The organism is Micromonospora sp. Llam0, from assembly GCF_003751085.1.
GTDB lineage: Bacteria > Actinomycetota > Actinomycetes > Mycobacteriales > Micromonosporaceae > Micromonospora_E.
On sequence record NZ_RJJY01000001.1, the window covers coordinates 5906651 to 5919850 of the forward strand.

1 protein-coding gene (running past one end of the window) is annotated in these 13200 nt (G+C 67.9%); it reads right to left on the bottom strand.

Features of this window, described 5'->3' with window-relative positions; all coding sequences use genetic code 11:
- Positions 1-13200, bottom strand: partial view of a toxin glutamine deamidase domain-containing protein gene (locus EDC02_RS25690; protein ID WP_123604161.1) — the 3' end only. The gene runs 29940 nt beyond the window's last position; 13200 of the gene's 43140 nt are visible here — the last part of the coding sequence; its start codon lies off the right edge, out of view; its stop codon occupies positions 1-3.

Sequence of the window (13200 nt, forward strand, 5' to 3'; positions counted from 1 at the left end):
TCAGCGCTCGTCGGCCGACCCGAGGTCGGCGGAGTCGGCGACACTCGATGCGCTCGACGACGAGTCGTCGTCCGGGGGCAGGATCTCCTCGATCTGGTCTGATGACCGTTGGGAGGTCTGTGCCAGTAGCGGCAGGGTCAAGCTACCGATCCCGTGCTCCCGCGCGGCCAGGTATCCGACGGCCAGCAGGGTCTGTCGGGCCCGCTGCGGGTCCGGCAGCGCCGGATCATCCAGGCCCAGCCGGTCGGCAAGCCCGGAGAGAGCGGCGACGAGCGTGGCGGGGTCGGTCACCGCCGGGTCGACACCCGCCACGTCCAACAGCGCATCGACCACGTGGTACGCGGTGAACGATGCTCCGGGACTCTCGTGGGCCAACTTCTCCGGGTCCGGGCCGTGCCGGTCGCCGAACGCGGTGCGGAACAGTTGCCGGTCCTGGTCGGTGATCTCGTGGATCGACCCGAGGCCGACGTCCGGCAGTTCCGCTGGCTGTGGCTCGGGCCGATGGACCCGCACGTCGCCCGGCCTCGGCGGCACCCCACCAGCGACTTGAAGTCTCCGGACGATGTCCAGCGCCTGCCACCGCAGATGCCACGGGATTTCCCGCGATGGCGATCCGATGACCACCGGAGGGTCACCGTCCTCGATCTGGGGAACGTCGTCGGGCTCCCCGATCCAGAGCCGCCCGTCAACCGCCCGGAATTCCAGGTCGGCCAGCCTGAATTCCCGACCGCTACCGTAGTGAAATGGCAAGCTCTTGTTCAGATCAGGCCGGGAGGGCTCGGCAGAAACCTGGTAGTGGGCGGCAAACGGATGCATCGTTGGGCGGAATGTACGGCCGAACGTTAGGAAATGATCTGCGAACTGGCCATCGGGATCGACTAGGTCAACGCCGAGCAGCAGTTGGCGGGGGCCGCCGAGTAGCTGGGCGAGGCTCACCGCCTGCTCTGCCGACGCCCACTGCCCCGCCGTCGAGCCGTCGGTAATCAACTCCACCAGCGCACCATCCGGAAGGTGCTCACGCAGCTCAGTCAGCACTTGTTCGGCCTGCGCCGGGCCGGCCACCTGCACGACCACCAGCGGATCGGACGGCGGGGGCAGCCGATCCGGCGGCACGGCCGACGCACCCGCCGGGTGAATGAAAACCCCGGCCGCGCCGAGGCTGACCACCTCGTATCCGTCAATCGGAGGCACCTGACCACGCGGATCCGAGCTCCAGTCGCGCACCGATCCACCGGCTTCGAACACCGCCTGCAAATGCAGCGCGGGTGCCTCCACTGGTCGGGCGACATACTCGGATGCTACATACTCTCGCGTACGACGCCACTTGGCGTCGCCGGCCTGCAGGCGGCGATGGACTCGACTGCCGGCCGCAACTGAGCCTGAATCGACCCTCGCTCGTCCAGCATCAAAAAGCGACGCAACCGGATCACCCAAATATGATGTCGCCAACTGGCGAGCTTTCTGCCGGAGGGCGAGCTTCGACACAAGGGCATGCGGATCTACGACCCGCAGCAACTCGTCGGCGACAGCCTTGTCTAGAGGCTCTGTTTGCCGCACCATCTCAAGCATATCTTGGCTGCTGCGATCAGCGTCGGAATCGACGTCGGCGTCAGTATCGTTGACGGCGAGTCGTTTCGCGCGAACGTAAGAACCCGCGCTCTGCTCGGAATGCAGCAGCTCGTGCACGAGCGTCGCGAGAATGTCGTCTACTGAGCGATTCATCAAAAGCGATATCGACCAGTCGTACCCACGGAATTCGCCAAGTTTACCGGGCCTGTAGCCGCGTTCATAAGGCTCCAGAATGGTAAAGGGTGACGGCACGGCGATCCGGTAGGCGACCAAGTCAACGATCTGGCGCCATGCGTCGTTCCGTTCTTGCCAGTTCGCGAAGGAGAAGGGCGACAGCGGCCCCAGGTTCAGTCCGTGGTCCAGGATCCGGTAATTGGCACGCGCAAATGCACGTATATCGGCATGGAGCGCCGGGTCGGCGACCCGGAAGAACCGGCTTTCCCGGGCGTACGTCAGACCGAGCAGGGCATCATGGGCCTCCAGGAAGGCGCCGGTGTCCGACTCGAAGACGTCCACCTCGAGCAGCCGCGACTCGCCGTCGATTTTCTGCCACGTTCCGTGCCGAACCTGCCAGCCGGCCTTCAGCAGGTCGGCCGCCAGCCAGTTCAGCCCGGCGCGATCCAGCGCCTCGTCGATCGGCAACGGCCGCAGCGCCCGCACCACGTCACCCTGCCCATCGACCTCGGCGCGCACGAGCACACTCCGCCCGTTCACAGTGGCCACGTACAGGCCGTAGCCGGGAAGCAGGAAGTCGTTACGGACCCGCCGGCCGGCACCGACGATCCACCGGACGAACTCCCACGCCTTGTCACGCGGTGGCCGCCCGTCCTCCGCCCGGCCATCCGCCGACGTCCAACCGGCGGCATCCTGGGCGGTGTCGGAGAAGTGCCGGATGTCGTCGGAAGAGAGCGCCGCTTCGGCATCGTCCCCGAGCCGCACGCCGTCCGCACCGGAATCCACCGCACGGAAGCCGTCGAAGTCGATGTTCCGCCCAACGACCTTCTGGCCTCGCTCGGAGTCCTCCTGGCCGCGCTCCGATTCCTCCTGTATCCGTTCGAAGTCCTCCTTCGTCATGTCGTTCACGGTGTCCCAGCCCTCGCCCGCGCCACCGCCAACGAACAGCACCCAGGAACGCCCGGCACCGCCCGGGTCCACCGCCCGGGTTATCAGCTGCGGCGCATCTGAACGCTGCCCGTGAAACGGCGAATCGAACGGCACGTAGAGATCGTCCCGGGAAGCCAGCACCGTGCCATTCCGCGCATCCGCGTACCGCTGTGCGAAGCCCTCGTCGAGCTCGCCTATCCGGCAGGCCAGCAGCGCCAAATTCCCCGGCAGGCCGGCGGTCACCATCGCCAACTGCTCCGCCGTCAACAACACCTGCCGCGTCCGACCGTCACGATAGACCGGCACCCGGACGAATTCGCCGTCGCCGTGCACCACCACCGCAGGTAGCTCGCCGGGCGGAAGCCAGCTGCGATTCGCCGCCCCCGCCAAACCGGTGTGATCGGGACCACTCACCCCACTCAACACCTGCGCCCAGTCATCCGAAGACAGCAACGCCAGCACCTGTCGACCAGAAACAACAGTTTTGTGGATGACCAGCGGTGCCCCGTCAGCCAGGAACCGGTCAGCTATGGATCCCTCATCCCGCACCAGATCGTGGACCTGCGCCGCCTCCACGACGCTGTCCGAGAAGTCGTCAACCGGGTCGACGCCGGCGGGGTCAACGTCGGCAGGGGCGACGACGCTTGGCCCGCTCGACAGCCAGTAGTCGTTCGGGTGCAGGATCTCCTCGATCGCGTCTGACGACAGCGACTGGAATGTCTCTGCCAGTCGCTGCTGGGTCAAGCTACCGATCCCATGCTCCATCGCCGCCACCCATCCGACGGCCAGCAGGGTCTGTCGGGCCCGCTGCGGGTCCGGCAGCACTGGATCGTCCAGGCCCAGCCGGTCGGCAAGCTCGGAGAGAGCGGCAATGAGCGTGCCGGGATCGGTCATCGCCGGATCGACACCCGCCTCATCCAACAGCGCGTCAACCACGTGGGACACGGTGATCGAGAAACCCGCGCGGTCGTCGGCAGAATCCGCCTGACCAAGTAGGCGCGTGTTACCGAACGCGGTACGGAACAGTTGCCGATCCTGGTCGGTGATCTCATGGATCGACCCGATCCCGACATCCGGCGACTCTTCCGGCTGCGGCTGCGGCCGATGAACCCGCACGTCGCCGGGCCTCGGCGGCACCCCACCGGCGGACTGAAATTCCCGGACCATGTCCAGTGCCCACCACCACAGATGCCACGGGATGTCCCGCGACGGCGATCCGATCACCACCTGAGGATCACCGTCCTCGATCTGGGGAACATCGTCGGGCTCCCCGATCCAGAGCCGCCAACCGACCGCTCGAAATTCCAGGTCGGGCAGGCGGACTCCCCGGCCGCCACCCTCGTTGAAACGGAGGGTTCCGTCCGGGTCAGGTTGGACGGACTCGACAGCCACCGCGTAGAAGGCGGCAAACGGATTAATCGTTGGGCGGAAGGTACGGCCGAACGTCAGAAAATGATTAGCGAACTGGCCTTCGGGATCGACCAGGTCCACACCGAGCAACAGGGGATGAGAATCACCGAGTAGCTGGGAAAGGCCTACCGCCTGCTCTGCCGACGCCCAGTGCCACAACGTCGAGCCGTCGGTAATCAACTCCACCAGCGCACCATCCGGAAGGTGGTCACGTAGCTCAGTCAGCACCCGACCAGCCTGCGCCGGGCCGGCCACCTGCACGACCACCAGCGGATCAGACGGCGGGGGCAGCCGAACCGGCGGCGGGGCCCACGAACCCGCCGGACGAATGAAGACCCCGGCCGCACCGAGGCTGACCACCTCGTACCCGTCGATCGGAGGCACCTGACCGCGCGGATCCGAACTCCAGTCACGCACCGATCCACCTGCTTGGAACACCGCGTCCAGATGCAGCGCGGGCGCCTCCACTGGTCGGGCAACATATTTCGATCTCAAACCCATTCGCGTACGGCGCCACTTGGCGTCGCCGGCCTGCAGGCGGCGATGCACCCGGCTGCCGACCGTTACCGAATTCGGGTCAACCCTCGCTCGTCCGGCGTGATCGAGGGTAATCCGTGCGTCAAGACCATATTCTCCTTCTAAACTCGCCATGATCTGCCGCAAGGCGAGCTTCGGCATGAGAGCGTTCGGATCTCCGATTCGCAGTAGCTCGTTGGCTACATCGTCGTTCCGGATAACCGTTTGCCCCACCGGGTCATTGGTGTAGCTGCGGTCGGAACGGTTGTCAGAATCTGAATCGGAGATGGAAGCGTCCAGTCTCGCGCGATAGTGACCTGCTCCATACTGTTCTAGATGCAGCTCCTCATGCAGGATCGTCGTAAGAATGTCATCGACCTTACCGTCCATCAACAACAATATGTGCCAGTCGCTACTGCGAGCTATGCCCAGTCCGTCGCGACCCTCGATGGCATCGAAATCGTCTGTGTTACCGTCGGACGGGGGGACGAAGGTGATATCTGGTGGTGGAAAACCGACCCGGTCGGCGATCAGGTGCACAATCTGTCGCCAGGCATCGGTGCGTTCTTCCCATTGTAGGAATGCCAAGCCCGGCTGGCCGTCCGGGTTCGCTGCACCATCCAGATCCTGGTACCTCTCACGCGCAACGGCGCGCACCTCGGCATGGAGCGCCGGGTCAGCGACCCGGAAGAACCGGCTTTCCCGGGCGTACGTCAGACCGAGCAGGGCATCATGGGCCTCCAGGAAGGCACCGGTGTCCGACTCGAAGACGTCCACCTCGAGCAGCCGCGACTCGCCGTCGATCTCCGGCCACGTTCCGTGCCGAACCTGCCAGCCGGCCCGCAGCAGGTCGTCCGCCAGCCAGCTCAACCCGGCGCGATCCAGTGCCTCGTCGATCGGCAACGGCCGCAGCGCCCGCACCACGTCACCCTGCCCATCGACCTCGGCGCGCACGAGCACACTCCGCCCGTTCACAGTGGCCTGAAACAGGCTGTAGCCGGGAATCAGGAAGTCGTCACGGACCCGCCGGCCGCCGGCGACGATCCGCTGGACGAACTTCCACGCCTTGTCACGCGGTGTCCGCCCGTCCTCCGCCCGGCCATCCGCCGACGTCCAACCGGCGGCATCCTGGGCGGTGTCGGAGAAGTGCCGGATGTCGTCGGGGGAGAGCGCGTCGCCGGTCCAGGTCACCGCCCCCGCCCCGTCGGTGCTCTGGCTGAGCTGGTAGATCGTGGCACCAGTCGCCGGGTCGACGATCTCGAACCTGTCCGGGGCGACCGGCCGGCCCGCCACCGGCCTGGTCCGGCCGTCAGCCAGCGTCTCCGCCACCACGTTCAGCGGCGTGCCGTCCCGGGCGACCGGGGACCATCCGTCCTCATCGCTGGTCCACATCGCTCCGAGCCATAATGCGGCAGAAACCGACGCCGAGTCGGATTCCGGCCCGACCACGTTGCTGTCCAGCGGGTCGGCGATCGATACATTAAGGCCGCCCGCCCGACGGTCCAGCCCGGCCAGGTCGGCGCGGATCGGACCGATCTCCACCGGCCCGTCGACAACCGGCACCAGCAGAACCGGGGCCGACCGATCCGCCCTGACGTCCCATCGGACAGCGTCGGCCAGCTGCACGAGAAGCGCGGCGCCGCCGGGCACCTGCCAGTCGGCCGGGGCGAAACCGGCAGCCGCCGGGTACGCGACTACCAGCGTCCCCTCCACCGCAGGAATCCCGACCGGCGGGGCGTCGCCGCCCAACCACCAGACCTGGCCATCGCCGTCGAACGAAACGACCCGGCCAAGTCCGGTGGCCAAAGCGACCAGGTGCGCGGAGCGCACGTATCGCGTGAACAGGCTTCGCATACCCGGCTTCCGGGTGGACATCCGGGCGGCGAGTTCGAGCACCCGCATGAGCCGGATGGTGGAATCGGTGTCTTCGTCGTCGGCCCGCGCCTCGGTGAGCAGCCGCTCGACCAGTGCCTCGCCGACCAGGTCCGAACTGTCGGGTTCCCCGCTCAGCATGGTGAGTGCCCGCTTCGCCGCGTCGAGCCGGGCGGCGGTGACACCGTCGGCCCCGTACGCCCGCACGGTCAGGTAGCCGATCGACGGCAGATCGGCACGGGTGACCTTGAGCTGGCCGGCCAGGCTGTCCAAGCCGTGCTCGCGGTCGCTGGAAGCCGGGGTCCGGGGGTCGAGACCGGACACGGTCAACAGCGCCTGGGTAATCGACCGCAGGTCGAACGCCGCTTCCGCGTTCGGCGACCGGTACGCCAACTCCTCGGCCGGCACCGCCGATCCGAAGATCCTGGTCAGCAGTTGGTCTTCGGGGCTTGTTGGCCTGCTCGCCTCCGCCGACGGTGCCAGAAACTCAGCAAGTTCCGACGGTGTGGACGCCGATCGGACACCCCCCGCAGCGCCCTCCTTCAGGTCGTTCCCTGGGCCGAGGTCGGCGATCAGCGCGCGGGTCTGCTCTGCGGCGCGGGCCGTCTCCCTATCCCGGCTGCGCACCAGCGTGGCGAGCGCCGTGTGCTCCGTTGTCACCTGTGTCGGGTCCTGCGCCCACAGCAGCAGGAGCCGGTCATCGGTGTCTGTCTCGCTTCCGGCCGCCCGGTCGATCACGATGCTCAACAGTGCGACGTCGACCTGCTCGGCCTCGGTCAGGTCGACGCCACGGGTCAGCTCCGCCGGCCGCGCCGGATCCGACAGGTCCGGATGGCGAAGTAGGTCGAGGAAGAGCCGGCGGCGTTCCTGCGGGTCCGGTTCCGTCAGGTAGGCGTAGGCCTCGTCTGAAAGGTTGTCGCTGGCAAGCTGGACGATGGCCTGAGTGGCGACGGCCCGGTCATCGGCGGACTCGCGGCTACTCTGCTCGGTCAGCCGGTCCAGCGCCCGAGATCGGGCCACGTCGCCGGCCCGACGGAGGACCTCGGTCATCGAGCCGAACGCTTCGCGGGACGCCTCCCAGGTAGGCGAGTTGCGCCACTCGTCGATGCCACTGTCGACGATCCGGTCGGCCAGGCCGACCACGTCGACGTCCTGGGAGCTGACCCGCTGGTCCAGGATTCCCACCCAGTGGGCCCGGGCTGGACCGTCGAGCGAACCCGCTACCGCGCCGACGATCGCGCCAGCCGTGTCCGAATCCCCACGGACAAGGGCGGCGATCGCCCGCACCATCTCGACATCGCTACGTCCGCTTTCGTCGAGTTCAACCGAGGTGAACAGCGGCAGGAGATTGCCGAGCTCTGCCGGTGGTACCGCAGCGACGAGGTCACGCACCGCGCGTTGCCGTTCGGCCGCGTCCGGGGCCGTCAGCCGGGCCAGTTGCCGGCCCTGGCGAGGGGCCACCAGGTCGAACACCTGATCGGCCCGGGAGCGGCCCGCATCGCGGTGCGAGCTGCCCGCAGTGTCTCGGCTTACGAGTCGGACGGCCACCTCGGGCAGCAGCAGCCGCGCCGGACCGGTGAGCAGCGTACGGATCGCGCCCCAGCTTTCGGCGACGAGCACCTGGTCCGGTTCGGCCAACCACTGGTCGATGAGCGGCATGATCAGGTCGGTGCCAAAGGTAGCGACCGACCGGGCGGCTGCGGGCGGTCGGTCAGCCGCAAGCCTGGCGAACATTACGGACCATATCGCCCGTACGTCGCCGATCTGTCTCGACTCTGATTGCCGGATCCGTCGCAGCAGTGACAGCTCCGACTCGCCGGGAAAGACTCCCTCGGCCCACATGAACAACCAGGCTGCCGACGCGACCCCGTTCTGGTCGATCAGTGATGTCAGTTGCTCGACCCGGCGGTCCGGATCCGGATCGGCCAGGAAGTCCAACGCGGCGAGATCCGCACCGGACTGTACGATCTTGAGCAGTTCCTTGACCGCTACGATCCGGATGATGGCATCAGCCGACGAGGCATCGTGCTCCCGCTGTTGCAGATGCCGATCCAGATTCGCGGCGGCCTGTTCTCCGATGTCGTTGGGTGACAGGTCGCGGGTGTCGGTCCACGTATCGGCCGCGTCCTGCCAGGTCGGTGCGTCGACGACAGCATCGATCCAGCGGGTGAGCAGTGTGTCGGCGAATCGCTGGAGGTCCTTGCCAAACTGACCACGGTCGGCACCCATGCCCTTCTCGGCGTTGGCGAGCACGGTGAGTGCGGCATTCCACCTGCCGGCATGCTCTGCGGTCACCTGCGGCGTCGCGTCGACCAGACGTACCGCCGCGTCGAAGTCCCGACGGGCGACGAGATCCACCGCCCGGTAGAGGGTTAGCACGCCGAGGTCCGCGTCGGCCGGCGCGGTGTCCGTCGGTGGCAGCGGCTCGTCCCGCAGCAGTACGGGATACGCCGCCGCTTCCTCGTAGGCTGCGGCAAAGACCTCCCCGAGCCGCTCGACATGCTCACGGGTTTGCGCGACAGTCAGCCAAGGCGAGCCGTACGAGCGGATCTCCAGCCCGCCGACCGGGACCCGCAACCGGCCGTCATTGGTGTCCAGCTGCGACCATTCGGTCATCCGGCCGAAGGACTTCACCTGGCTGATCTCGCGGCCCCGCAACGGCGCGGTGAAGTACTCCTCGACCCGGTCCCACCCAGGGATCTCAGGCCCGTCGACTGAGGATTTCGGGTAGTGGCTGATGAACCCGTCGAGGATTCGATCGACGTTCAACAGCTGCTGAATCCGGATCCACCACGGCAGCTCAGCCCAGAAGCGCACCATCGCCACCCGGGAAAGAACGGCGTTGTGTTGCTTGCGCGGAAACCACGCCTTGGCATTGCTGGCGGCAATGGCACTCGATTGTGAGTAGAGCAGGCCCAGGAAGCCGTGGACGGCGTGGAGAACCCGGTCGGACGGCAGCAGACCGAGCTCACCGAAGTGCTGTCGGGTGTCGCTGGCAACGGCTCGACCGAAATTGAGTCCGTCGGCCAACCGCTCCTTGACCGGCATTCCGGTGGATTCGTCACGCCAGGTGTTCCCGGCGATGTGCGTCAGGCCCGCGAGCAGGCTTTCCGTCGCAGCCGCCGTGGTGATGTGCACGTGGAACCTGCTCGGCTCCCCCACCGGGGTCGGTCCGATCAGCATCTTGGCGGCTGCGGGGTCGACCGTGAATCCGAGGCCGTCGAGGACCTCCCCGAGTGGCTGGGTCGGCACACCCGGCATGCCCGTCCCCGGGCCGAGGCGTTCGTTGAACCGGCGCTCCAACGCCTCCATCTGCCGCCACAACGCGTCGGTGTCCTCGACGCGTCCCTGCTCCTCCGGAAAATTCTTGAGGACCCCGGAGACGATCTCAGGCAGCGCGACCCTGCGTCGCTCGGTCTCGTCGTCGGCGGCAATCGGCTCCTCGATAAAGACCCGGAATCCATCCCCCGGCTGCCCCTCGGCAACGTACAGCGGCCGGGTCTCCACCACGATGGTGAGTGACCTGTCGGGTGTCTCGGCGAGCACGTCCTCCCTGACGTCGCCGGCGTCGGCGTTGCCCGGCAGCCGGATCGGCAGCAGCCACTCGGCTTCGAACCCGATCCCCCGGTACGGCCCGCCGAGTGGCGCGTCCACGACCGCCAACGCGGTCGACGTCGACTCGAGCGCCGCCAGATCGTCCGGCTCCGGAGACCGCACGACACCGTCCGCGCCGATCGTCAACGCCCGCGCCGCAGCCGGCGCCTCCAGCCCCAGGGGCCGCTTGGCCAGAGTGAAGACGCTGTCGCCGTCGCCACGCACCGGGTCCAGCCAGCGCACCACCCCGCCCGCGTCGTGATACGCGGCGAACACGTGGCCTACCTCGCGGCCCGGCCGCCGCATCAGGACCACGGTCATCGCCCCCGGTCCGGCGTCGATCAGCTGATCCTCGATCGTCTCCCAGGTCTGCACCCGAGCCCAACTCGACCGGTCGGCCAGCCAGGATTCAGCTGTCCGACCCAGGTCGATGTCGTCACGGGTGTACGGCACCCTCGAGGCCAGACCGACCGGATCGGCGCCGATCAGCCGCCGGGTGAGCGTCCGTGCCAAGGTGAGGCAGTCCGCCTCCGTGAGCCGTCCGTTCAGCCGGGCAACCCTGCCCTGCGCCGCGACCTCGCGTACCTCCCGGGTCAGGGTTGCTTTGTCGAGCGGTGCCCGCCGGGCCGGACGCACCGGCCGGAGGTCAACTTTTGGTTTCGGCCACCAGCCGAGGTGATACAGCGCCGCAGCCTCCCGCTGGTCGTCCGGTTCGACGAACAGTTCGTCGATCATCCGGCGGGCCGGGAGGGTCTGGTCCGGATCCAACGGCTCGTCGGAGCGGAGTTCCACCTCGCGCTGGTCGGCTGCGGCGTCGTCGGGTTCGGGCAGGAGATCCAGGGGCAGGTCGTGGTCCAGGTAGTGGCTGCCACGCATCGCGGCCGCCACTGCGGCGGCGGCCAGCCGGGCCAGCGCCTGGATGATCCCGGGGCTCAGCCGGGTGCCTGTGGCGCGCAAGTCGATCGCCTCGTCGGCATGAACGAGGGTATCCGGAAGGGTTTCCTGATCATACGGCGTGTCGGCAGCCGCCATCCGCGCGAGCGTGGCCGCATGGCCCAGGGCGAGCTGGTGCAGTCGGTTCCACGCCGCGTCGTCGAACGCTCCGCCGCGTGGGCGAGCGGTGACGGTTACGGAAACTTCCTCTGGTGCGATCAGGCTGAGGATCGCTCGCGACACCCGGACGAGCAGCGGGTCCCGGCCGGTAACCGGTACACCGATAGCAACCCCGCCGACACTGCTTGCGACGTCGACTCCCGGGGTAGCCAGCAGCCGGTTCAGCCTGTTCTCGTTGATGCCGTCCACGTCGAATCTGAACCAGACGCCGGCCCCTACCTGGCTGATCCCGTCCACGTCGACCAACGGCAGGCGATCGCGCAACGGAATCAGGTCCAGAGTCTGATCCAGCCGCAGCCGCATCCGGGCCCGCTCCGTGTCGAAAATCTGCGGCGACTCAGTAAACCTCAGCGGCTCAGGGCGCGGACCGTAGCTGTCGAAGCCGGTCGGGTCCCGCCACAGGTGCAGCGTCCGCGTCGACTCCGGCCCGAACGCGACAGAGCGTTCCGGCGAGGTCAACACGATCTCGACACCGAGCGCCCGCGCCACGAACGCCACCCCGGCCGGGGCCGCGACGCTGGACCCCATGTCCGGCCGGGCCAGCAGTCTGGTCAGCAGCCGACCCACGCTCGGCAGTTGGGCGCTTCGCTCGGTCAACCCCCGCAACACATCAAGAATCGGCTCCTGGCCAGCTTGTTCCTGTTCTTGTCCCGCCGTCTGCAGCCACAGCCGCAACAACAGCCGGATGCGGTCGTCACCCCGGTCGATACCGGCGGCCACCTCGCCCCGCAACCCCAACCGCGTCCGCTCGACACGACCCGCACGACCCGCATCAGGCAGCAAGGCGAGCTGAACGCCCAGCGGCAACGCGGCGGCGATCACCTGACCGACCGTCGGCGCCACCCCGGCACCCGACGAGTCCACACCCGCCCGTCCCTCCAGGAAACCACCCAACCCCTCGACAGTGGCCGCCTCCGCCGGCAGGTCCACCCCCTGACGGCGAGCGGCGTCCACAAACACCTTCAGGAACGAGCCCTCGCCGACAGGCAACTCGACACGGCGCAACAACGCCGGATCAGGTGCGGACGCGGGACGGGCGCCACCATCCGGTACCGAGACAGCGGCGTCCGACACGTCGACCCGCTCAGCCTCGGCCGTGAACCACCGATGCCAATCCGCCAACGGAATACCGCTCGCGCGCAACTCCGCCCAGACCGCATCCGCCGCCCGCGTACGCGCCGCGACCACCGAAGCGCCCTCACCAGCCGGCGCCAGCGACCACGCCTGCCGGACCCGGTCCACGAAACCCGACCAGAACGACGGCGGCAACGTGACCCCGGCAAGATCGTTCACGCGCATGCCCGGGGTGATCAGCCCCTGCTCCATCAGAGCAGCCAGCACGATCGCCGGATGCTCAGCGGCAGATTGGGCCAGATCGTCGCCGAGCCACGACGGCGGAAGTCCGAGCCGCTGCGCCTCATCCGCGCTCAGGCCGACCGGCAGCCCTTCATGACCCGGCCCCGGATGCCAGGGATTCACCAGGAACAACGCGGCCACCTGCCAAAGATCGGCTCCGTCGCCGAACAGACTCTCCAGGAAGGTCCATGTGGCATCGTCGGGATCGTCGTGCAGGAGCCAACCGCCGCCCGGGTGATCGGCCGTGCCGACAGCCCGGCCACCGGCCTGCGGTCCGTCCCCGCCCTGATCGGTGCCGCCGCGACCGGCGGCCCGCATCAGGGCCAACGCGATCTTGATGTTCGCCTGGATCAACGCGAAGTCCAGAGTCGACGGCTCGAACAGACGCAGGGCAAGGGACCCGGCGGCCGACTGGACCGGGCCGTAGTACCCGTCACGGCCACGCGGACCGGGGACCCGGCCCGCAGCGGGATCGGCGGTCAGCCGGTCGAAGACGTCGGCGTGCCGCTCAACGAGACGGACCGCCTCCGCGGCCTTCACGTAGTCATTCTCGACGGTCACTTTGAACGAGCCGGGCATCGGGCGGGCACCGTAACGGCGCAGGGCGTCGAGAACGTAGCCGAGCCGGCGCCACGGTCGCCCGGCCCCGCTGAGATGCAACGAGAT